The 21,838-nt window shown below is 54.3% G+C and carries 25 protein-coding genes and 4 pseudogenes; 7 read left to right on the forward strand and 22 right to left on the reverse strand.

The features are described from left to right. The first annotated feature begins 6 nt into the window (after nucleotides 1–6). Nucleotides 7–525 (forward strand): GNAT family N-acetyltransferase, encoded by a 519-nt coding sequence (locus tag ACR0J7_RS10195; RefSeq protein ID WP_480492855.1) that lies wholly within the window; start codon nucleotides 7–9, stop codon nucleotides 523–525. Here ACR0J7_RS10195 and ACR0J7_RS10200 read toward each other — a convergent pair. From ACR0J7_RS10200 to ACR0J7_RS10235, 8 genes and pseudogenes are all read right to left on the reverse strand, one after another. Next, nucleotides 503–1,132: a helix-turn-helix domain-containing protein gene (locus ACR0J7_RS10200; protein ID WP_480483605.1), complete on the reverse strand. Its 630-nt coding sequence runs from the start codon at nucleotides 1,130–1,132 to the stop codon at nucleotides 503–505. The genes ACR0J7_RS10195 and ACR0J7_RS10200 overlap by 23 nt on opposite strands. 550 nt (nucleotides 1,133–1,682) lie before the next feature. Further along, nucleotides 1,683–1,814 (reverse strand): annotated as a pseudogene (locus tag ACR0J7_RS10205) (IS481 family transposase); the annotation flags it as partial. A 270-nt stretch (nucleotides 1,815–2,084) separates the two neighbouring features. After that, nucleotides 2,085–2,684 (reverse strand): short chain dehydrogenase, encoded by a 600-nt coding sequence (locus tag ACR0J7_RS10210; RefSeq protein WP_480545995.1) that lies wholly within the window; start codon nucleotides 2,682–2,684, stop codon nucleotides 2,085–2,087. Continuing rightward, nucleotides 2,681–3,043 (reverse strand): MerR family transcriptional regulator, encoded by a 363-nt coding sequence (locus tag ACR0J7_RS10215; protein ID WP_480914111.1) that lies wholly within the window; start codon nucleotides 3,041–3,043, stop codon nucleotides 2,681–2,683. The genes ACR0J7_RS10210 and ACR0J7_RS10215 overlap by 4 nt, the downstream gene beginning before the upstream one ends. Before the next feature lie 197 nt (nucleotides 3,044–3,240). After that, on the reverse strand, nucleotides 3,241–3,666 hold the full coding sequence (locus ACR0J7_RS10220; protein WP_480914114.1) for a type 2 periplasmic-binding domain-containing protein: 426 nt from the start codon (nucleotides 3,664–3,666) through the stop codon (nucleotides 3,241–3,243). Next, nucleotides 3,667–3,951 (reverse strand): transporter substrate-binding domain-containing protein, encoded by a 285-nt coding sequence (locus tag ACR0J7_RS10225; protein ID WP_480914117.1) that lies wholly within the window; start codon nucleotides 3,949–3,951, stop codon nucleotides 3,667–3,669. Then, nucleotides 3,948–4,313, reverse strand: a complete 366-nt coding sequence (locus ACR0J7_RS10230; protein WP_480914119.1) for a MerR family transcriptional regulator — start codon at nucleotides 4,311–4,313, stop codon at nucleotides 3,948–3,950. The genes ACR0J7_RS10225 and ACR0J7_RS10230 overlap by 4 nt, the downstream gene beginning before the upstream one ends. Before the next feature lie 321 nt (nucleotides 4,314–4,634). Continuing rightward, nucleotides 4,635–5,546, reverse strand: a complete 912-nt coding sequence (locus ACR0J7_RS10235) for a PLP-dependent cysteine synthase family protein (protein ID WP_480914122.1) — start codon at nucleotides 5,544–5,546, stop codon at nucleotides 4,635–4,637. A gap of 126 nt (nucleotides 5,547–5,672) precedes the next feature. Between ACR0J7_RS10235 and ACR0J7_RS10240 the strand changes: the two genes are divergently transcribed. Continuing rightward, nucleotides 5,673–6,050, forward strand: coding sequence for a winged helix-turn-helix transcriptional regulator (locus ACR0J7_RS10240; protein ID WP_480487944.1), 378 nt, complete (start codon nucleotides 5,673–5,675; stop codon nucleotides 6,048–6,050). Nucleotides 6,051–6,137: 87 nt separating this feature from the next. Continuing rightward, a complete protein-coding gene (locus ACR0J7_RS10245; RefSeq protein WP_480914124.1) occupies nucleotides 6,138–6,266 on the forward strand; it encodes a hypothetical protein in 129 nt (42 codons plus the stop codon). 148 nt (nucleotides 6,267–6,414) lie between these two features. On the opposite strand, the gene ACR0J7_RS10250 is transcribed toward ACR0J7_RS10245, so the two are convergent. The 6 genes from ACR0J7_RS10250 to ACR0J7_RS10275 all read right to left on the reverse strand — a co-directional run bounded on the left by ACR0J7_RS10250 (nucleotide 6,415) and on the right by ACR0J7_RS10275 (nucleotide 11,750). Beyond that, a complete protein-coding gene (locus ACR0J7_RS10250) occupies nucleotides 6,415–7,092 on the reverse strand; it encodes an aspartate/glutamate racemase family protein (protein WP_480483598.1) in 678 nt (225 codons plus the stop codon). 7 nt (nucleotides 7,093–7,099) lie between these two features. Further along, nucleotides 7,100–7,822, reverse strand: a complete 723-nt coding sequence (locus ACR0J7_RS10255) for an ABC transporter ATP-binding protein (protein ID WP_480899800.1) — start codon at nucleotides 7,820–7,822, stop codon at nucleotides 7,100–7,102. Nucleotides 7,823–7,825: 3 nt separating this feature from the next. Next, a complete protein-coding gene (locus tag ACR0J7_RS10260) occupies nucleotides 7,826–8,608 on the reverse strand; it encodes an ABC transporter ATP-binding protein (RefSeq protein ID WP_480495253.1) in 783 nt (260 codons plus the stop codon). Further along, nucleotides 8,605–9,576 (reverse strand): branched-chain amino acid ABC transporter permease, encoded by a 972-nt coding sequence (locus ACR0J7_RS10265; protein WP_480483618.1) that lies wholly within the window; start codon nucleotides 9,574–9,576, stop codon nucleotides 8,605–8,607. Before ACR0J7_RS10265 ends, ACR0J7_RS10260 begins: the two co-directional genes overlap by 4 nt. Nucleotides 9,577–9,595: 19 nt before the next feature. Next, nucleotides 9,596–10,465, reverse strand: coding sequence for a branched-chain amino acid ABC transporter permease (locus ACR0J7_RS10270; RefSeq protein ID WP_480483595.1), 870 nt, complete (start codon nucleotides 10,463–10,465; stop codon nucleotides 9,596–9,598). Nucleotides 10,466–10,562: 97 nt separating this feature from the next. After that, nucleotides 10,563–11,750, reverse strand: a complete 1,188-nt coding sequence (locus ACR0J7_RS10275) for an ABC transporter substrate-binding protein (protein ID WP_480899798.1) — start codon at nucleotides 11,748–11,750, stop codon at nucleotides 10,563–10,565. Nucleotides 11,751–11,979: 229 nt separating this feature from the next. Here ACR0J7_RS10275 and ACR0J7_RS10280 point away from each other — a divergent pair, with 229 nt between their 5' ends. Then, nucleotides 11,980–12,690, forward strand: coding sequence for a GntR family transcriptional regulator (locus ACR0J7_RS10280; protein ID WP_480773860.1), 711 nt, complete (start codon nucleotides 11,980–11,982; stop codon nucleotides 12,688–12,690). 54 nt (nucleotides 12,691–12,744) lie between these two features. On the opposite strand, the gene ACR0J7_RS10285 is transcribed toward ACR0J7_RS10280, so the two are convergent. From ACR0J7_RS10285 to ACR0J7_RS10295, 3 genes are all read right to left on the reverse strand, one after another. Next, nucleotides 12,745–13,428 carry an IS6 family transposase gene (locus ACR0J7_RS10285; RefSeq protein ID WP_480773859.1) on the reverse strand — a complete coding sequence of 228 codons (684 nt, stop codon included), beginning with the start codon at nucleotides 13,426–13,428 and terminating at the stop codon, nucleotides 12,745–12,747. 529 nt (nucleotides 13,429–13,957) lie between these two features. Further along, a complete protein-coding gene (locus ACR0J7_RS10290; RefSeq protein ID WP_480914128.1) occupies nucleotides 13,958–15,067 on the reverse strand; it encodes a ParB/RepB/Spo0J family partition protein in 1,110 nt (369 codons plus the stop codon). Then, a complete protein-coding gene (locus ACR0J7_RS10295) occupies nucleotides 15,064–16,371 on the reverse strand; it encodes an AAA family ATPase (protein ID WP_480483587.1) in 1,308 nt (435 codons plus the stop codon). The genes ACR0J7_RS10290 and ACR0J7_RS10295 overlap by 4 nt, the downstream gene beginning before the upstream one ends. A gap of 469 nt (nucleotides 16,372–16,840) precedes the next feature. On the opposite strand from ACR0J7_RS10295, the gene ACR0J7_RS10300 reads away from it, so the two are divergent. After that, a complete protein-coding gene (locus ACR0J7_RS10300; RefSeq protein WP_480483588.1) occupies nucleotides 16,841–17,524 on the forward strand; it encodes a DnaA N-terminal domain-containing protein in 684 nt (227 codons plus the stop codon). Between the two features lie 261 nt (nucleotides 17,525–17,785). Next, nucleotides 17,786–18,254, forward strand: a pseudogene (locus tag ACR0J7_RS10305) (DDE-type integrase/transposase/recombinase). A gap of 104 nt (nucleotides 18,255–18,358) precedes the next feature. Here ACR0J7_RS10305 and ACR0J7_RS10310 read toward each other — a convergent pair. The 4 genes from ACR0J7_RS10310 to ACR0J7_RS10325 all read right to left on the reverse strand — a co-directional run bounded on the left by ACR0J7_RS10310 (nucleotide 18,359) and on the right by ACR0J7_RS10325 (nucleotide 20,893). Then, the gene (locus ACR0J7_RS10310) at nucleotides 18,359–18,982 is read right to left on the reverse strand and encodes a class I SAM-dependent methyltransferase (RefSeq protein ID WP_480483589.1); all 624 of its coding nucleotides are present in this window, start codon (nucleotides 18,980–18,982) and stop codon (nucleotides 18,359–18,361) included. Between the two features lie 9 nt (nucleotides 18,983–18,991). After that, nucleotides 18,992–19,738, reverse strand: coding sequence for a CDP-diacylglycerol--serine O-phosphatidyltransferase (pssA, locus tag ACR0J7_RS10315; protein ID WP_480487950.1), 747 nt, complete (start codon nucleotides 19,736–19,738; stop codon nucleotides 18,992–18,994). 12 nt (nucleotides 19,739–19,750) lie between these two features. Then, nucleotides 19,751–20,425: a phosphatidylserine decarboxylase gene (locus tag ACR0J7_RS10320; protein ID WP_480773855.1), complete on the reverse strand. Its 675-nt coding sequence runs from the start codon at nucleotides 20,423–20,425 to the stop codon at nucleotides 19,751–19,753. A gap of 84 nt (nucleotides 20,426–20,509) precedes the next feature. Continuing rightward, nucleotides 20,510–20,893, reverse strand: coding sequence for a hypothetical protein (locus ACR0J7_RS10325; RefSeq protein ID WP_480833471.1), 384 nt, complete (start codon nucleotides 20,891–20,893; stop codon nucleotides 20,510–20,512). Between ACR0J7_RS10325 and ACR0J7_RS10330 the strand changes: the two are divergent. After that, nucleotides 20,874–21,362: pseudogene (locus ACR0J7_RS10330) on the forward strand (IS110 family RNA-guided transposase); the annotation flags it as partial. The gene ACR0J7_RS10325 and the pseudogene ACR0J7_RS10330 overlap by 20 nt on opposite strands. Nucleotides 21,363–21,665: 303 nt before the next feature. On the opposite strand, the pseudogene ACR0J7_RS10335 reads toward ACR0J7_RS10330, so the two are convergent. Next, a pseudogene (locus ACR0J7_RS10335) lies at nucleotides 21,666–21,824 on the reverse strand (IS6 family transposase); the annotation flags it as partial. Nucleotides 21,825–21,838 lie beyond the last annotated feature (14 nt).

A 21,838-nucleotide genomic window follows, 5' to 3' on the forward strand; every position in this document is an offset into this window, starting at 1 on the left:
CCGGCAATGTCAGGTGTCTTGGCTGTTATGACTGATCCAGACAGAACACCGTGGCTCATCCCGAGCGATGACTTCGCTCTGTATGACGCTCTGGCGCTGCTGCGCGAGTCCTTTCGGTACATGGATGCTCGGATCGACCCTCCGTCGTCCATCCATCGTCTGAACGTGGACGGAATGCTTGCGCATTGTCAAAGTGGCGGAGAAATCTGGGCCATCGGCCGACCGCTTTTCGCCTGCATGTTTCTAACGCCCAAGCCCGACAGCTTGTACCTTGGAAAGCTGGCAGTGAAGGACGGATTGCGAGGACAGGGTATTTGCCGGTCCTTGGTGGATCATGCTGCAATCCGCGCAGCGCAGCTTGGCCTGCCCGCGCTGGAACTGCAAACGCGCGTGGAGCTCACTGAAAACCATCGCATATTTTCCAGGCTTGGGTTCACGATTGTCAGCACGGGCAGCCATGAGGGGTATGACAGACCCACAGATTTCCTGCTGCGCAAGCCGATCAGTTTGTCTGCGGATAGCTGATCACTGAAAGATAGCGTGCCGGCAGATTGACCAACCGTTCCGGGCCGTGGGGTGCGTCGGCGTCAAAGAACAGGGTATCGCCGGGCTTCAGGGGATAAATCTGGTCCCCGTGGCGATAGTCTACCTCGCCTTCAAGCATGTAAATCGTCTCAATTCCGCCATGTTGGAACGTTGGGAACACATCGGATTCAGCAGTCAGTGTGATCAGGTAAGGTTCCACGATTACACCTGATCCATTGGCGCCGATATGCCCAAGCAGGTTGTACTGATGGTTGGCGCGAGTTCCCTCGCGCTCCAGTTCGACCCCTTCACCAGCTTTCGTATGAACCGCCTCGCGGCGTTCTTCAAACTGACGGAAAAAGCTAGTCAGAGGAACCGAGAGCGCATCCGCCAGCAATTGCAGGGTTGTCAGAGAAGGTGACGTGTTGCCGTTTTCGATCTTCGACAACATGCCGATTGACAACCCAGTTAGCTGAGCCAGGTCTGCAACCGTGATGTTCTGCTGTTTACGAAACGCTCGAACCTCGCGACCAATGGCGACTTCGAGAACTTTTTCCCTGTCACCCGAACGAACCGAATGCGGGTCCTGACTCAGATTTATCGCCATGTCTTTGTCTTTTTTTTTCAATTTCACTCTTTCAACGTCTTGCTACACTTGTCCAAACCGGTTCTGCAACCAGGCGCGGCGCAATAGCCCATCCAATTCGGACCACAATAGCACCAAGCTTTCCTGATAGTAAAATAATCATGCTGACAGAGAATATGAGCACGCTGTCCAATCGCAGGAACCGCTCCGCTGCACGCAGGTGTTTTGCCAAAACGCTGGACTGCCAGGTTTCACTGCATCAATCTGAAATCTCGGCTAAATCGACCCAGCGGTTTTCTTGGGTCGATTTCAGTAATGCGCCACAGAATCGCATTTCGTAGCGACCGTCTTCAAATGTCGCCAGTTGCGTAAAGTGCGACATGCTGCCTGTCGTCAGGGAATTTGGGACAGTTGGCCGCCTGAACTAAGAGAGGATCAGGCTCACCTGGTTGTTTTGATTATGCGGCGGATTCGAGGTGGAGCAAGCGCCGGGTTTCGATTGTCTTTTGTTTGGTCCTTCCTCGTTGTCTTAGTATGGTCTGCCCGCGTCCGAAGTAGACATCGGCCGGGGTTAGGTGTTCAGTTTCGGCATCTGGTGGATTGGATTTAGGATGGATCGATCTGGTTTTGATGTCCAGATTTTGCAGATGTATTCATATGGTGCGAGACCGCTGAGCGTCTTCAGTCTGAGGGCAAAGTTGTAGGGGTCAATTGCGGAAGAGTGTGGAATCCAACGCTAAGAAAACAATGACGCCATTGCGGGACGGGGCGAAATGACACTCTGAGCGATTTCGTGTTGCGCGCGCTCACAGCACCTGTATGCCGCAGGGACGGAAATTTCGGCGCCGCGGTGCAGCGCGGAGACCGGCCATTCATCGACTGCGCAGCAATTTTCGGACACCCAATTTACGAGTCGCGGACGAGAGTCCTATTTCGCTGCGGTTGCACCAACGTCCGGTCGCACGACGGGTTTCTAGTCAACGATCACCACCTGCCCTGTGAGAGCACCCTCGACACATTTCGCATATGCCAATCCAACATGATGGGATGAAACCGGTTTGTGGCCGTGAAACCATGCGCCGTAACGTGGCGCGGACACGTCCAACATGCCCGGACTGACAACATTGACTCTCAACCCGCGCGGCATCTCGATTGCAGCGCTCTTTACGAAGCCTGCCAATGCTCCGTTAGCGGTTGCCGCATTTGAACCCATTCTGATCGGATCGCGATCAAGAACACCGCTTGTCAGAGTGAAGGAACCTGCATCTGAAATGACGTCCAGCCCAGCCAGGACAAGGTTCACTTGCGCCATAACCTTTTGCTGAAGACCCACCATGAAGGTCACTTGGGTCATCTGCGCCAACGGGGCAAAGGTCGCGTCGCCTGCACAGGACACCACAGCATCGAAATTGCCGAGGCTTTCATACAGTGATTTCACCGCGTTTAAGTCACTTGAATCGACCCGATGGTCCCCACTTGAACGTCCCACTGTGACGATTTCATGCCTTTGCCGAAGCTCCTTGCAGGCAGCTTGTCCAATATCACCACCTGCTCCGACTACGATAATTCTCATGCCTGATCCTTCAATATCTCATCATAGCGTTTCAGTTTTCGATTTAGGATCACGCGGCATCGGTCCAGATCGGCCTGTCGATCTTCCAGGCGGCGGCTATGTGCCAAAAGGGCAGCTTTGCGCTCACGGACTTTGCCGTCGCCGGATGCGTAAAGCTCCGCAAAAGCCCGCATTTCTGCCAAAGGCATACCTGTCGAACGAAGGGACGCCAGTAACTCTAACCAATCGGCATCTGTCTTCGAGAATTTGCGCTTGCCATCCGCGCCGCGTTGGACGAATGGACACAACCCCGATTTCTCATAGAAACGAATTGTTGAAGCGCTGAGTCCGGTGCGTTCTGCAACTTCTGAAATCATCATGCGTTCTGATCCTCTCGCCCAAGTCCCTACCTACCTGAAGCTACTTCAGGTCAAGCAACTTCTGCAGAAACTCTCAAAAACCGCCATTCTCGCATCGCGCAGCTTCGGCCACTCTGGATCGCTGCAAGGCACTTGGGCAGTATCGATGCGGACAGACAGGACTTGGCGCGCCGCGACCAAGGTCAGCTTTCGACGTATCAGGCAGCCACAATATCAACTTCGGCAGCCGAGAAACCAAAAGAAGCGACCATGTTCCGATGGGCATCGGTCCCAAGGAAATGCGAAAGAACTGCATCGACTTCGTTCCGCAGGTCTGTGTCGTTCAAACCAAACGCGAATGACCCGAACGCAGGAGGTTTTTCTGAGTTTGGCACAAGGATCAGTTCCAGGTCCCATTCCGGGTTCTGCTCGATAAATCCACCATGCGTTCGACCCACGCTGGCATAGGCATCGGCGGTGCCTTCACAAACAGCTTGTGCGGCCTCGGCATATGTTTCGAAAATCATGATGCGCTCTGCGCTGACGCCAAATTCAATCGCCGAGCGATGTTGAAACTGGTCCCGGATAACCGCCAAACGGATATCAGAATTGTCGGCAACCGATCGATATCCGCTCAAACCCATCTAATTGCCCCCAGCCACCAGGAGCCCGTCGGGTAGCGCCCAGATCGGGCGGCTGAACAATGCGCTCTTCCTGCGTTCTTCCGTTCCAAAAAGACCGGTCGTCATGCGCCATCGGCCATCCCCGACCCCGGGCAAGAGTTCAGCAAATTCCGTTTCTACCATTTCAAAACCGGCAATGCCAAGTTGCGCCAATACATACCGCGCGAGTTCAACGTCACAGCCGGTGACGAGGCCTGTTGCATCGATGTAGTTGAACGGCGGTTCGATCAGGTAGGCAAACTTCATGGGTCATCCTCTTTGGTGTCCGGGCCATAGCTGGCGATCTTGATGGCGAGGATACTTTCGCATTTTTCGAGAGTAGTGCGTTTGGCTTTTAGCGTTGACGCGTGGCCCAACAGGATTTGTCGCCGTTCTTCGATACCTGCATCGCCCGCTTTGGCAAGAGTCGCAAACCGACGCATTTGCTTGAGTGGCATGCCGGTTTCGCGCAGCCAATAGAGCAGAGTCAGCCACTCGACCAAACGAGGCGTAAACCGACGATGTCCATCGGTGCCACGCTCGATCTCTGGCAGCATTCCCGACTTCTCGTAGAACCTTATAGTATGTGCGGATAGCCCACAGGCTTCCGCCGCTTCAGCAATTCTCATCTTCGCAAATGTTCCTCTGATCTCTGGGTAGCGAGTTAGAGCCACTCTAAGTCAATAGCGACTTTTGAAAAGCTGGCATTCGTGCAGAGTGCGGTATCTGTCAAACTGGGCTCTGGGCGGTCATCGAAGGCGGAGCAGCATCTGAATTAAGAGAGATCTGTGGAGCCATCGAGGACGGCCCAAACCAATCTCTCAGCGCAACCCCATACTCTACGGTCGCTGCCCGAAATTCAGACATTCGCTGCAGGCACGAAAGGTAGGATCACCGCAAGGTCAGCAGCGCGAACAAAGCTGGCATCGACAATTCGTGTTTGAGATCCACTACCGATGCAAGTCTCCGTTCAAGTAGCGCAGACCGGTGTCGATGATCACGGTCACTACGGTTTTGCCCGGTCCAAGTTCCTTGGCCTTTTTCAGGGCCGCCCAGATGTTTGCACCTGACGTCACACCGCCAAGCAAACCTTCCTGGCCAGCGAGCGCCCGGGCCCCCCAATAGGCGTCTTCATCCTTCACTGGAATTACATCATCGATGAGGTCCCTGCGCAGGATCTTCGGCACGAAGGATAAGCCTATCCCCTCGAGCTTGTGCGTACCTCTGGTGTCACCTCCTGAGAGGTTGCGCACGTAGTAGGGCTCCACGGCGACAACTTCGGTGTTGGGATTGTGCGTCTTCAAGACCTCGGCATTGCCCGAAATGCAACCGCCACCGCCCGCAGCCATGACGAAGGCATGTACGGGAGTGTTTACTTGGCTCAGAATTTCCTGAGCCATGTCGTGATACCCCAGCTTGTTATCTATGTTGTTCACCTGATCCGGCCAAAACGTGCCCGGTTCCCCGGCCAGTTCTTTTGCGCGCACAATCATCCGGTCGAGTACATCCGCAGTCAGCACGCCGCCCTCGGCGTGAACAATTTCCACTTCCGCGCCGAACGCTCTCATCGTTTGTAGCTTTTCCTCGGAGAACCCGTTTGAAGACACAAAGTAGGCCTTATACCCGCGAGTGGCACAGACCATCGCCAGCGAGCTTCCGGTGCTGCCACCAGTGTACTCGACAACGCGCCCACCGGGCTTCAACTCTCCGCGCCGTTCGGCCCCTTCGATCATCGACAAGGCCATGCGGTCTTTCATGCTGCCCGTTGGGTTGGCCCCTTCCCACTTCACATAGATGTCGGCGTGATCGGGTCCTGTCAGATGGGACAGTTTGATGAGTGGGGTATTGCCGATGGTGGTCATTTTGGAGCCTTTCGCGGACTGTCATCACCAGTGGCTTCCATAAGTTAAGTCACATACTGAGTCAAACTTCCATTTTTTAAGTAACTGCGCTAAGTTCAACAAATTGACAGCTAACATGAGGACGGAATGACCCAAACAGAGCATGAGTTTCGTTCCCGATGCTCGATTGCGCGCAGCCTTGAGATCCTTGGTGACAAATGGACCCTGCTGGTGGTGCGAGACCTGTTGTGGCACGGAAAACATACATTCCAGGAATTGCAGAACAGTGAGGAACACCTGCCCCCAAACCTTCTGTCTCAACGACTAAAGCGGTTGATGGAGTGGGGGCTTGTGGAGCGGGTGGCCTATCAGGTCAGGCCAGTGCGCTATCGTTACATGCTTACCGACCGGGGGCGAGCGTTAGAGCCAACCTTGTTGGGGATCATGAACTGGGGGCACTTGCACTTAGGGGGAGGACTGTTCGACCCAACGCTTGGCAAGACAGTGGCTGGAACATCGGTCTGAGTTTCCAGACACGTTCGTTCTGGGTTCGTAGCAGACCTGGGAGCATGCGCGTCAACTAGATTCCAGAGTTTGCGACACATCCTCGGCATGTCCGAAGCAGAATACCAACGGCTTCGCGATCTGACCAGCGAATGGCGTTTCGGCAACAACAATCTGCTGACGATCCTCCTGGAACACTTAGACGATGTTGTGGACAGGAAGCTTGGAGCACCGTGATGGCGGACTTCATCGAGGAATACGGTCAGCCGGAAAGCGGCAGATTGCGTTAGCTGACGATGAGGCCCGGCCGATAGTGTTGAAAAACTCTGATTTTGCCCAAAAGTGGTGGAATAGTTGGCCGTAGAGAGCAAGTCGAAGACCCCGGCTAGGCGTAAGAACACAGCTTCGACGTCGTCAATCTGGATTTGACCAAGGCTTCGGCAAAGGTGACGGCACAGGCAACACCATCAACAACTGGTAAACCAAACTCCTCGGATAATTGTGACATCAAGTCTGTCATTCCGGCACAACCCAGAACGATGGCTTCAGCTTTGTCCTCGTCAATGGCGGCGCGAATTTCAGCCCGTATCTTATCTATTGTCGCCGGATCGTTTTCCTCAAGCTTCAGAACCGGCACGTCCGATGCCCGAACCCGGGCACATCTGCGATCCAGGCCATATTTCAGCAAATTGGTTTCCAACCCAGCCAGAGATCGGGACAGCGTAGTAATGACGCTGAATTTTGGACTGATCATGGAGGCCGCGTGATAGGCGGCCTCACCAACACCAACGACCGGAGCCGAGGTGATGCAACGTACAGCGTCGACGCCTGTGTCATCGAAACAGGCCACTACGATGCCATCCACATCCGGATGCTGCTTGACCACATCCAACAAGCCCGGAACACAAGTAGAGACATCCAGATAGCCCTGTATGCTGGCGGGACCGTCTTGCGAAGTGGCAGCAATAATCATGGTTTCAGGATGCGCAGCCGCCCGCGCTGCCTCTTCTATCTTTCGCGTCATGGAACTGGTGGTGTTGGGATTGACGACTAGAAGTTTCACAACGTCCTCACATTTCTCCGCCCAGATAGGCGGCTTTGATCCGGGGATCAGTCAACAGCTCTTTGGAATTGCCCGAGATCACCACATTTCCAGTGGTTAGTGCATAGGCACGGTGCGAAATCGAAAGCGCCATGCGCGAGTTCTGTTCGACCAGCAGCACAGACACACCTTCGTCCCGGTTGATAGCTACAATAGACCGCGCAATGTCTTGCACCAGCTTGGGCGCAATTCCCAACGACGGCTCATCCAGCAACAGAAGGCGTGGCTTTGCCATCAGAGCGCGCCCGATCACCATCATCTGCTGCTCGCCACCCGACAAGGTTCCTGCCGACTGGCTGTAGCGCTCTTTCAGACGCGGAAACCGTGCCAGAACCGAATCCAGAGTGCGCTGAACATCCGCTTTGTCCGAGCGGGTAAACGCCCCCATCAGAAGATTGTCTTTTACCGACATGTACGGGAAGACGCGCCGCCCTTCGGGCACCATAGCGATGCCTTTCGAGACGATCTCGGCCGGATTGGTTCCGGCAATCTGTTCGCCCTCGAACGCAACCGAACCGGATTTGATCTTCGCCAGCCCAGTGATCGCCCGCAGGATCGAGCTTTTGCCTGCCCCATTGGCACCGATCAGAGCAACCGTTTCGCCTTGCTCAAGATCTATTGATACCCCTTTAAGGGCATAGACGTGATCGTAGTAAAGCTCGACATCCTTGAAATCTAACATTTTGGTCATGGCTCAGATCCCAATCTCGTCGTCGGCGCTGCCCAGATAGGCTTCGATAACTTTTTCGTTGTTCTGGATTTCTACCGGTGTGCCCTCGGCGATCATCTCACCGAAATTCAGCACAACGATCCGGTCCGAGATATTCATCACCGCAGGCATGTCATGTTCTACCAGTAGAACGGTCACCCCCCGGTCATCTCGCACCTTGCGCACCAGATTGACCATCTTCATGGTCTCGTCATGGTTCATCCCGGCGAAGGGTTCATCCAGCAGCAACACCTTGGGATCGGTTGCCAGACCAATCGCGATCCCCAACGCCCGCAGGTTGCCCTGTGGCAGGTTTGAGGCCTGTTCGTTTGCGATCTCGGTCATGCCGAGGAATTCGATCAGATCGTCGGCATATTGCCCGAAACTGTCGACATCTTCATGCGCCGTTTTTGTGCCCCAGAAATACCCGGCCAACGAAGCACGGGCCCGTAAGTGCTGAGCGACAATGATGCTTTCGCGCACTGTCATGGATTTGAAGATCGTCGTTTCCTGAAACGTGCGGACAACACCTTTGCGCGCCACTGCGTGTGGTTTCAGGTTTGAAATCCTCTCGCCCTTGAACAGCACCTCTCCGGTCGTGGTCGGCAGGAAGGACGAAATCATCTTGAACAGCGTGCTTTTACCCGCACCGTTCGGTCCGATCACCGACAGGATCTCGTTTTCATTGACGTTGAACGAGATGTTGCTGTTCGCGGTCAGGCCACCGAATTTCTTGGTGACATGGCGGACTTCCAGAAGATGGCTCATTTGTCCTCTCCTTTCTTGCCAGGCAGACGCAGGCTGAGCAGCCCGTTGGGCAGGAACAGCATCAGGATGATCAGCAAGCTGGAATAGGCCAGCAGCTGGAAGCGGCCCAACTCGAACAACAGGTCCCAGCCAAAATACAGGACCAGCGTGCCCAACATCGGGCCAAACACATATCCCAGACCACCGAGGAAGCAATTCAGCATGAAGTTCACACTGTCGGCGACCTGAAAGCTGGACGGATAAACCGATTGCGCGATCGATCCGAACATCGCACCGCCAATGCCGCCCAGAAAGGACGAGATGGCAAAGACGATGACCCGGATATACGAGATGTTCACACCTATGGAGCTGGCCAGTTCCTCATTCTGCTGCATCGAGCGGCAAAGGTGGCCAAGGCGCGAATTCACCAGCCGGTACATGGCGGCAAAGGTCAGGACCATCAGAACACAGGCGGTGTAGTAGAAGGCCAGTCTTGGGTTCTCCAGTGTTCCGAAATCGGGTATCAGAGGGATACCCAGGATCGACACCCCGCCCGGAAGCGGGATCGAGGTGATGCCCTTGGCACCATTCGTGACAGGCAAGGCAAGCGCAGTCAGGGTGACGACCTGTGTCAGCACCAGCGAGATCATTGCAAAATACACGCCCCGCAGCCGCAGGATCGGCAGACCGATCAGAACCGCCACACCGGCTGCAAAGAGGCCCGCAAGCGGCAGGGACAGCCAGAACGAAATGCCAGCCTTGGTCACCAGAATGGCCGAGACATAAGCTCCGATCAGGGCAAAGGCGCCCTGCCCTATGTTAATGCGGCCGATATAGAAGGTCAGCCAGACACCGGCACTGGCGATCGACAGCAGCGCTACCGAGGTCAGCGTGTAGTACAGGTCAGACCGTCCGGAGGCGGCGACAAAGCTGGGAACCGCGATGAAGATGGCCAGCAGGAAGACCGCCACACCGGCCCATTGGATCATTGAAAATTTTGGCACTGCGTTATCCCCACGGTTTGCCCATCAGGCCCTGCGGGCGGATGGCCAGGAAAATCATCAGCGAGACGAAGATCAGCAGATAGGTGATATCGCCATATTGCGAGAGCACCGCTAAACCGATGGCTTCCATGAAGCCAAGGATGATACCGCCTGCGATTGCGCCGGAAATCACACCTGCGCCGCCGATCATGACCATCATGAAAGCCTTGATTGAGGTCGGTCCGCCCATACCCAGATTGACGCCGGTAATAGTCACGAGCAGACCGCCGACCAGACCAGCCAGCATTGCGCCCAATGCAAATCCAATCATGGAGTAGCGAGCAACATTGACTCCCATCAGTTGGGCAGCGGTTCTGTCCTGCGCCAGCGCACGCAGGGCGCGGCCGGTTTTGGAATACTGCATAAACAGGATGAAAGTGACGATCGACAGAATAGCCAGCACGCAGATCAAAATACGGTCATATGGCATGATCAACTTGAAATCCCAGTTGAAAACCCCGTTGACGATCTTGGGCACACCGCGCTGTTTTTCTCCAAAGACCAGCAGGATGACCGCGTCAAACAGAAACGCCAGTCCCGCCGCCAGCAGCATTGTGCTTTCTTCGCGCGATGACCGTCGTATGACTGGGGCGAACAGAAACCGTTCTATCAGCGCGCCGAGCACGGCCAGAGTGATACAGGACGCCAGCAGCGCAAGGATGAAAGGCCAGCCAAGTTGTCCGTAGAAGGTGTAGGTCACAAAGCCGCCGAGAACGTACATCTGTCCGTGAGCAAAATTCAGTACGTTCATCAGGGCAAAGATCAGCGTCAGACCCAAGGCGATCATCGCATATTGCGCGCCCAGATAGATGCCGTTTGCTAGTATCTGTTCCATGATAGTCCCGCGTTAGGTTCGGGTTTCCCGGGCCGATCATCAGCCCGGGAGTTTGAGTGGCTCGTTAGGCTTTCGCCTTGTCGTGGGGAGTTCTGCCTCAGTCGACTTCAGCGACAAAGAGTGTTTCAAACTGTCCGTCCTGGTAGACATTCACTACCAGCGGGACCGCAATCTGACGCTTTTGTCCGAAGGAGGTTGTTCCGACGTACCGCATTACGGCGTCGCCTTTCATGAAAGGGTTCGGTGCTTCGAACGTGTCCATCGTGGTCTGGAACGCCTTGACGTCGTCAATGCCCGCCGGGTTGGCGTTCAAAGTCGCCAGAATATACTCCAGCGCATAGACCTTGGTATTCGATTCATCGTTATATTCGCCGAACATATCAGTGTAACGCTTGACGAATTCCTTCATGTCGTCCGATGCGATTTCAGGCGTCGATGCACCGCCGACCGAGATGAACCCGTTGGCCAGATCGCCCGCACCTTCGCGCAGAACCGTCGCATCCTGCGCGGTCTCGGTCGAGATGATGCCCTGATACCCCAGTTCGCGCGCAGACCGGATCAACTGAGGTGCATTGGCCGGCGAGACGCCGGACAGAACCAGCAAATCAGGCTGCGTGCGCATTACAGGCGTCAGAACCGGGGTAAAATCTGTCGTGTCCACCTGATACGTCACGTTGTCAGACACAACTTCAAGACCCAGCGCATTTGCCGCTGCGATCCCTCCATCCCGCTGGCTCAGCGGATCAGACTCGTTGGCAGCAACAAAGGCCACGCTCTTTACGCCTTTTTCGTCGCGCAGGTATTCGTAAATCGCCGGGCCGGATTGATAGTTCGCAACCATGCCCAAAACCGCATTGGACGCCGGAGCGGTATAAAGCTCTTTCGGGAAGGCATATGGGAAATACATGATCCCTTTTGCTTCGGCAACTGGGCGCACGGCGGCTGCGCCGTCATCCACGTTGGGACCAACCACATAGTGGATCCCTTCCTGCGCCATCTTCTCCATGCCTGCGATTGCGCGCTTGGGGTCTTTCTGGTCATCGAACGAGACGATTTCGATGTCGTATGTGGTATCACCAATCTTGTAGCCGCCGGATTCGTTGATCCAGTCAGCCCGCGCCTCCATCGAGCGCTGGTTCGAGATGCCCCAGGCCGCTGCCGGACCTGAAGTCACACCAACAAAGCCAATCTTGAGAACCGGGTTTTCCGCCCAGGCGGTGGAGCCCAGAACGGATATGGCCATCGCCAGGGCCGCCGATGATTTCATCAGATTTCTGCGTTTCATTGTTTCCTCCCTATTGAGGTTTGGGCGCCTCTTTTGTGCGCTTGCAAAGGTTATTGAGTCACAGGTCGAATCCCGGTGATGCTATTAAACTCAGCATTGTTAACAATCTATGTCAACATTTTTTAATCAACGGCAGTGTTGATATTGTGAACAAATGCTCAATATATTGTCATTCGGAAGCCGTGCGTCTAATAAAAACGAACATGAATTCCAGCCAAATCGGAACAAGATGACAGACGCCCAACAAAAACTCGACACCGTCCAATCTGATCCGGATGAGCAATTGATCGTCGATCGAATTTATTCCGCGGTTATGGAACAAAAGCTGGCTCCACGAACCAAATTGAGTGAACAAACCTTATGTGAGACCTTTGGCGTTGGTCGCATGCGCGTCCGCCGCGCATTGTTGTTATTGAGCAGCCAAGGCATTGTTGAACTTCATTCCAACCGCGGTGCCTTTATAGCCTGTCCAAGCCCTGACGAAGCTCGAGAGGTTTTTGAGGCCCGCTTGATGATTGAGTCTGGCATCGTACGTACACTAGCACATGAAAACGGCAGCCTGGGAATCGACGCATTACGGACACATGTCAAAGAAGAAGATAAGGCTCGGGCAGCTAATGATCGAACCGAGATTATTCGGCTCTCAGGTGAGTTTCATGTGGAGCTGGCCAAATGCCACAACAATACGGTACTCACACGCATTGTCCGCGAGCTGGTAACCCGGTCGTCTCTGATCGTGGCATTGTTCGGAACCAACAGAGACTCTTCGTGCCCCGATGATGAGCACGCTTCGATCATTAATGCGATCTTGAGTGGTGATCCAAAATCCGCGGAAGACAACATCCAACACCATCTCCTTCACGTAAAAAACAGTCTGGATCTGGAACAAACCCGAAAGGTTGAACCCGATCTGGCTAAGATACTCACCGGGCGCATGTAATTGGATCTGTTGCAAACTTTTGGAATGACTAGAGTAGCAACTAACCGGACACACCTATCCTGCGATCTCCGCAAATATCTGAAATCCCGACGTCGTAGCGTTGGGGAACTGCTGCTTTCGGATCATGTTTGCGACCTCGATGCCGTCCAGAATAGCCGATGCGGACCTGAACGATTTGAACCCGCACATGTGCCGCACGCAACGCTTGATAAACCGATAATCCTGCTCGGTCAGGTTATTCAAATACTTTGACCTGACTGTTTGAATTTTGGCAGGGCAACCAAACCGATTAAGCATTTTGTTCACCTCTCGAATGCCCGCTGCGTTGGTTCCGCTTTTGTCGATGACGATCTTGCTCGGGATTCCATTTGAAGACAGCGCTTTGGCAAAGAACCTAGCTGCCGCTGGACGGTTCCTCCGCTCAGACAGCATAAAATCAAGGGTATCTGCTGCCTTGTCGACAGCCCTGTAAAGGTACATCCAATTGCTGCGAACACGAACATATGTCTCGTCCATGCGCCAAGAGCTCGGCGTTGGGCGTTTCTTCGATTGCGATCTTGCTGCGATCATCGGTGAATACCTCACGACCCACCTGATGAGAGCGGCATGGTCCACCTGAACGCCGCGTTCTGCCAGGATTTCTTCTAAGTCCCGATACGACACCGTGTAACGCAGGTAGAAGTACACAGCGTACAAAACAGCATCCTTGGGGAAATGACAGCCCTTCAATGAGATCATGCTCAAACAACCTGTTCAAAACTGTTCGACGAGTACAAACCTCAGATCACACATGCGCGTCAACCAGACCCCAGAGTTCGCGACACATCTTTTTGGGTGCTAAGCCAGCGCTGTTGGCATATATTGTAGTTTATGCAAGTGGCTAACACTACATGTGCCTCAAATCACAACCGACTGATCTTCGACTGTAAACATCGCAACGATGCCTGCGCACTAGGTAAGTTTGACGTTCGGCGGGTCGGCGGGGTAAGCGCGACGCTCCCGGCGCCGCCTGTTTTCGACAGAACGGAGATACATGCCTAAGCAGATTATGTCCATAATCGATATTTTGAGAAACTTCATACTTGGTTTCACAGCAAGCTTTGATATGCCGGTTACCCTGTTCACGCCATGGCCCGCGCCCTCCGGTTCAGCTTGGACAGTAGATGTACCCGACAATGTCACTTAAGGCCCCTACCCTTTGCGCGGCAAAACAAAAAAGGCGCCGAAACCTTTCCGACGCCTTCACCTGACTTGCCAGGTCGTGATCTTACCCGTGGGTAAGATCATCTTCCTCGGGAAGCGCATCGAGCAGCGCAGCAATTGCTGCCTCCAGTTTGCTTCGATCAACGCGGGTAAAATCCAGATCATACCGCACCTCGATCCTTCCACTAGAAGCAGCACATTTCGCGATCCCTGCCCTGCCCGAAACCTGAAAAGTTGTTTTCGCGCGGCGTGGTTTACCTGCACTGGCGGCCACCGTCTTCTTCGAGGACACAGCTTCTGGCTCACCTAGAAATGACCTAAGAATTGCGACTTCACGCGCGCCATCCCGATCAGGCTCACTCTTCAGTGCCTCGCTTACCTGGCGAACCAGACCTGGCGTCGCGTCAAATTTGCGCTTTAGCTCAACACCCACGTTTCGCGGAATGTCGTTCGGGTGGGTCAGAACTTTGTCCAACATTAGCAGCAAACTGGCAAAAGACCGGATATAGCTGCGCTTTGTGTAGCTGGCAGATTTGAACAGCGTGGACACCGCCTTGTCGACATCCGGACAGTCATTCGCAGGGTCTTCGGAATATGCACGGGCGAGGGCGCCCATTTCCGCAAATGAGATATCCTTTCGGATCAGGTTCTCGTCGACCATACGCCGATAACTGTTGTCCAGATCACCCGCATCAGAAATCCCCGCTGGAATTCTGGCATAGGTTTCGTCACCGGTCTCATCGTACAAGGCACGATAGGCAGACAAACGGCGCATGCCCTGGATCAATTCATACAGCCCGTCCGACCTGCGCTCCAGGCGGATCGGGTTGGACAAGCCGATCTCCCTAATAGAGTCCTTTAGTTCATCCAGTTCTGGATCGGGACCGGGTTTGCGATCTCGTGTCAGCTTTTCCGTTACAACGTCGTTCAGCACCACTCGTTCTGTCACCAAACCTTCGGCTCTCAGCCGAACCAGTTCGTGTGCAAGACGATCGTTTTCTGCACGGATGGATTGCTCTGTCGATTGTTGATCACGCAAAGCGTCGGCATTTTCCGAAATTGCAGCGGCCATTGGGCCACGTCGTTTTTCGAAAACTTTATCCGGCACCTTACCAACAGGAATGTCATCCATAGCCGGTAAATCAATATCGAACATTCTCCGCTTGCGGCTCATGCGTCATCCTCCACCTTGTCCCAGGCCGATAACATTACGCCCCGGAATTCCTCATACACATTGTCGAAAGTTGAGCGGGCGCGCCGCCAGGTTTCGCGAGTCATTTCGCGGTAGTCCATTTCGTAGACCGAGCTCAGAAAACGTCCAGACTGCTCCACCGCACGGGTCATTTCCACCGGGTGCTGTGCGACGTGCTCGCCAAATACCTTCTTAAAGGCATCAAACATCGCCAGATGCAGCGCATTGCCCGGTTCATACCGCGTCAACAGGAACCGCAACTCACAGAAGGTTTTGGGCAACCCAATCTTACCCGTGGGTAAGGTCTTGTCGAACCCATAGGCCAGATCTTCCAATGCTTCTGCCAATTGGCCGATGAACGACGTGGTCGAGTCATACTCCCAATAGCCAGGACCCGAAGGGATATAAAGCATGTCTGCGGCAAAGACCGCGTTCATAGACTGGTATCCGATTGCGGGCGGGCAATCGAACAGAATGAGGTCATAAGCGTCATCCGGAATCTGGTCCAGATACCGGGACACCGCCGCAAAGAAGGACCATTCGGGATTCAGGTGCCGGTACTGGGCCGACGCAAATTCAACAAAGGCTGCGTTCGCACAGGAAGGTATCGCATCGATCGTCGACCAGGAGGTCTTCTTGATGAAATCAGCAATTCGCAGATCGCCCAGGCCCATATCTGTTATCGCGGGCGGCAACTCCCGGCGGGGCAGGGCGGTTCCCGATTCTGCAGCGGCGGGGCGGTTATTCATGCGTTCTGTTTCACGAATGAGGTCACGCGCCATGATCCCCCAGACCGTATAATCTTCGGCCACATCCGTCAGCCCCATCGAATGGCTTAGTGTTGCCTGAGGGTCGAAATCCACCACAAGGACCCGATACCCATCCAGGGCGGCTGCATGGGCAAGATGCAGCGCCACGGTCGACTTTCCCGCGCCACCCTTGAAGTTTGCGACAGCCGCACGAATGGCGCGCTTGCCTTCAGGGCGAGGGGGCATCAGTGACTTGCGATTAATCTTGAGCCGTCGCCGAAGTTCGTTCACCTCTTCCAGGCTGAACCAGCGCTGACGCCCGTCGGGCTCAACTTCTCCACCAGGTAGGGAAGGATCGGCTGCAAGCTTTCCGCGAAAGGTTGACTGATTCACCCGGAAGATCAGTTCGGACACTTCCCAGCTGGAAAACCGGCGGAGCGTTTTCTCCATCTCAGGGCTAAAGGTCTGCTGGCGAATCCACCCCTGCAACTTGAGGGACTGATTGCGCAATGCGTTCAGGTCTTCGTGCGTGTACATGCCTCGGGTCTCTTAGTTTGGAACGTAAATTTCTGCTCGTTTCTTATTTACGCTTGATTTGCACTTTAAGCAAAAGAAATTATGATGAGAGTACGATCTTACCCACGGGTAAGAAAACAAGGCGCAAAAACACCCGAAGCGATTCGACCGCCCCAGGTGGAACAAAACGATCAAGACAGCCCTATCCAGCCAGTATTTAGGGGGACGGACCGAAGGAAATAACCACATATAGGGGGACACAAAGACCCAATAAGGGGACACACAGAATGACCCCCATCACCAATATTTCACCAAATTTCTTTTCGTTTTTTGAGTTTGATCTGCGCAAGATCACGCGATGTTCCAGTCTTGGCTTGACAGAATCGAAGCTTTGGACGCTAATTAGGCCAAGATGACGAAAAGCGTTGGCAAACGGCGCGAGATTGGCGGGACACACCCGCCAGAGGCAGACTGAGCGGTGAGAACGGATATGCAGCTTGCGAAACCGGTCGGGCGAAATGCGCCGGCTTTGAAATATGATATACTATCTGCTCTGACCGTTCATGCGCTGTCAGGCGACAAGCACCGACAACGAAGTATTTTGCGTATCATTGCGTTGATTACGACCCGGTATAACTGGCGCAACAACGAATTATCCATTGGGCGGGAAGAAATTTCGCGCCTGTGGGCAGTGAACGAAAGAACCGTAAAGCGCGAAATGTCCAGATTTCGCACATTAGGTTGGGTAACGGTAAAACGGCCCTCAGCGCGGGGTCGTGTAGCCGTGTACGAGATCGATCTGAAACAAATCCTGATTGACACCGAAGAGGTGTGGTCTGTTATCGGATCGGACTTTCAAGCCCGGATGACTGACGTGCCGGAACCCGAAACGAATGTCGTACCCTTTGCAACCAAACCCAGTGCCCCTGACAGCCCAGCTGGGGATGTGTGGTCGCAGGTACAGGCGATTCTACACGGTCGCGATCCGGAACTGTGGGCAAGCTGGTTTCAACATCTGTCCGAAGCTGAAAGGGCAGGGGGGCGTGTTGTCCTTATCGCACCGTCACGATTCATGGCCGATTATATTTCGCAGAAGTGGTCGGCGCGACTTCTGGCCGCCTACAGCCGTATTGATCCCAGCATCAGGACGGTTCGCGTGGACGCAGCTGAGTAACTGTCTTCGGCCTTGTTGCCCAATTGTCGAACGTACGTGATCTCATGTTCGGTCCCATCGAGTAGTTTCCGAACAGTCTTCAAGAAGATCAGCAAAGGTCAATTCACGCCCATATTCCGTCTTTTTCAGCAGTTCAGCCAACTGGCTGGACAATCGTCCCTCCAGCTTCATGTATGCAGATCTCAGAGAAGTTTGCGAAAGAACCTAACTCGACGGTATTGCCAAGTTGTTCACGTTGAATGATCCAGCTATGTCGCGCCAATGAACATCCCAACGATCATGCCACTCCTGAAAAGTTTTCGCTTTTCTCGTGAGATCATTGCCTACGCGGTCTGGGCTTACCATCGCTTTGGGTTGAGCACAGCTGACGTTGAGGATCTGTTGGCTGCTCGGGCCGGTTGCCAAGTTTGGCGAACCCAGGGTCGTCATCACCGACAAATTGCGCAGCTATATCAAGCCGATCAAAATACTTGCACCAGAGGTTGACCATCATGCCCACAAAGGTCTGAATAACGCCATCGAAGTGTCGCACCGACCAACCCGCAAACGAGAAAAGATCATGGGCCGGTTCAAGTCTGACCTAAAGGCTCAGAGATTTCTGTCTGCGCATGACAAAATCAACCTGGTCTTCCGCCCCAGCCGCTATCAACTCACCGCAAACTCTTACCGCCACGCTCGTTCCGACGCGTTCAACCTCTGGGACGAGTACACTGCGGAAATGACCGCTTGATCCTGTCTTCGCCAATACCTCACATGCTCAGGTCATCAACTTGGCAATACCTGTCATTCTGCTCGGCTTCCTGTTTTAGTAGGCGCTAACTTTTCATTAGACCACTATGCAACCACTGACTTTCTCAAAACCAGAAAGGTCATCATCCCAATCGGTGGTAGGGCTCTTTGCTCTTCGACAGTTAGCGCTTGCTCTTGTAATACCGTGTCGATTTCGAAGTCAGAGTGCCAACCGATTGTGTTAGCAATTGGCGCAAACGCGCGTTCCAAGGTTGCCAGCAGACCTCGCTCTCGTTTGAAATGGTTCGTAATCACCACACTGCCGCCGGGTTTACAGACCCTCACAATTTCCGCCATTACCTTTTCCGGTTCTGGAACGACGGACAGCACATGCATCGCTGCAACCGTATCGAAATGGTTGTCTGGGAAATCAAGCGCGCGGGCATCCATTTGCCTTAGCTCCGCAACGTGGCTCAGGGATAAATCTCTTACCTTGCCGCGTGCTTTTTGCAGCATGTCCTCGCTGAAGTCGATTCCGGTCACCTGAGTCCTGGGTCCGTAATGTTCCAGTGACAGCCCGGTGCCCACGCCAACCTCCAGAACCTTGCCAGAACGTCTGTTGATATAGTCAACCGCATGCTGCCGCCCGACATTGGTGACGGCCCCAAACGTCTTGTCATAGACGGGTGCCCAGCGAGCGTAAGAGGTTTGAACGGCTTTGATGTCCATATCGTATCCTTAACGGTTAGAACGTGCTTCCCTGTCAATCCACGCCCAGGCGACCATTCCCACATATCCGACACAAAGCGCGATCAGCGTGGCCCAGGCAAAGGTCAGCAGCGCGGCGCCAACAACAGCGACACCGATGAGAAAAAACTTCGCGTTCTCGCGTGAAATCCGCGTGGTTTTAAAAGACCAGGTCGGTATGCGACTGATAAGCAAAAGACCAATGATCACGATGAAGAGGCAAATCAATATACTGGGCAGCGCGGGCGCATCCGCGAAAGCGAAGGACAGATACATTGGCAACATGACCAGCAGCGCCCCTGCAGGGGCTGGAACCCCCTCGAAATAAGCGCTGTCATGTTCGCAGGTCTCGGACTTGCTGCCCACATTGAACCGAGCAAGGCGCATAACGCAGCACACCGCAAAAAACAGCACGGCGAGCCATGCAGCACTGGGTACATCCTGCAAAGCCCAGAAATAGAGAACAAGCGGCGGGGCAACGCCGAAGTTCAAGAAATCCGCGAGCGAATCCAGTTCTGCCCCGATTTTGCTGTCACTGCTGAGCAAGCGCGCAATGCGCCCATCCAACCCATCCAGCACACAAGCGGCTATAATCAACTGCACCGCAAGCTCGTAGTTTCCCTGAACGCCAAATCTGATTGCCGACAGGCCCGCGCAAATGGCTGTTATTGTCAGTGCATTGGGCAGCAAATGAATCAGCGCAAACCCGGTCTCTTCCTGTTCGGATGGTTCTGTCACTGATCCAGCCACCTACTTTTCATTGGGTGTGTGCAAACTGGCAAGGATAGTTTCGCCGGCAATCATCGTTTGCCCGACACGCACCTGCGGCTCCACGCCATCTGGAAGATAAACATCCAGACGGGAACCGAAACGGATCAATCCAAATCGCTCTCCGGTTTGAAGCGCGTTGCCAGGTTTCACAAAGCAGACGATCCGTCTGGCCACTAGGCCGGCAATCTGGACCACAGCCAGGTCCTGACCATTCCTCATTCGAATACGCAGGCTGTTGCGCTCGTTATCGGCACTGGCCTTATCTAGGGATGCGTTGAAAAATTTGCCGGGGCGGTAGGCAACGGCGGTGATCTCACCTTCAATGGGCGTGCGGTTCACATGGCAATTGAAGACGCTCATGAATACACTGACACGAGTGAGGGGCGTGTTTGGCATCCCAAGCTCACTCGGCGGCACTGCCGCTTCGATTAGCGAAACCACCCCATCCGCCGGGCTGACAATCAAGCCTTCCCCTGTCGGTGATACGCGTTCGGGGTCGCGAAAGAAATAGTAGCACCAGACCGTAAGGCCGACGCCAATCCAGCCCAGAATGTCGGACAGGAGAAACAGACCGACCGTGATGGCGGCAAAGATCGCGACAAACCGAATGCCTTCAGGGTGCATCGGTTTGATGAACGTATCGCGCATGCGCATCGTAAGCTTTCCCCGAGGTCAATTGATGGCACTTTCATAAGTGGATTGCTGGGGAACGCAAGTGTAGCGGGTGCAGACGATTCATTATTTCAGATATCTGATCCAAAGGGCTTGATCGTCTGAATCTCCGCGCACTTCGGTAACTTCAGCTGGGTTGAGGCCAAATTCCGTAACCAAGTCTTCGACCTGACCCGATTGGAAGCTATCGAGGCTTCGTACAAGTCCGCCTTCTTCAAATGCGATCAATTCGTGAGATCTGCCGGACCACCGGACGATCCCGCCACAGAGCGTTCTAAGTTCCATATCGACCAGTTCTGCAACCGGGGTCGGCAAAGAAATCGCTCCATTTGAGAAATCCTGTACGGTTCTGAAGGTGTAGAGGCCCCCGCTGGCCTCGGTGTGCCATTGTGGGTTTGCAAACAACCTGAATGGAGGCCTGCGCCAGTGCTTAGAAAGGCTGATCAGCATGTTGAACCAGCTGGAGGGTCAGATCAAAGAACTGGATGCCGAGATTGCCCGCCGCGCGCGGTCAAATGAAACGGCACGCCGCCTTATGACGGTGCCTGGAATTGGTCCGCTCATCGCGACTGCGCTGGTGGCCCTCGCCCCGCCGCCGGAAACGTTCCCGCGAGGGCGCGACTTCGCGGCTTGGCTCGGGCTGGTTCCAAGACAGCATTCAACAGGGGGCAAGCAGCGCCTCGGCGCAACGACAAAGATGGGAGAACGTTCGCTCAGGCGGTTACTGATCAACGGTGCCAACAGCGTTGTTATGTGGCGTTCGCGTAAGAGAACGGAAACCGAACCCTGGCTTGCCCGCATGATCGAACGCAAGCCGCCACTGCTGGTCCGCGTGGCCCTTGCGAACAAGATGGCGACGATCGTTTGGGCCTTGATGAACACAGGGGAAGTCTACCGGGCTCCGGCTGCCAACGCGTAAGGCGTCTGTGGCCGCGAGGCGGCGGAAACGGAAGAGGACAATGGACGGTATGGCATAAGGATCGTGAGACCGGGTCGGAAAAACCAGCTTGCGACAGAGTGCTTTGAGCACGTGGTTCTGAATTGGACCGGATCCGCTAACACCATAGGGGCCAGCGGCATGTGCAAACGCCGCGCAACAGGCCGAACACATGTCAGTACCCGAACCGATGCAATTACCGGTCAAAATTACCTCTTGTGTTTTGGGCGTCTACACGTGTCGCAAACTTAAATGAGATTAGCATTGTCAGTGCTGACGAGCCGATTATCCAGCCAATCTGGCAAACTGTTGAAATGGAGAGAGTCCAGGCGTGAACTGACCTTTGCGGATCATGTTGACCAGTTCGATACCAGCCAAGGCAGATGCTGCTGAAGTGAACGACTTGAATCCCAGCGTAGGCCTGATCCTTCGTTTGATGAAACGGGAAGTTTTAGCGC

It is taken from the genome of Ruegeria sp. O4 (assembly GCF_056535125.1).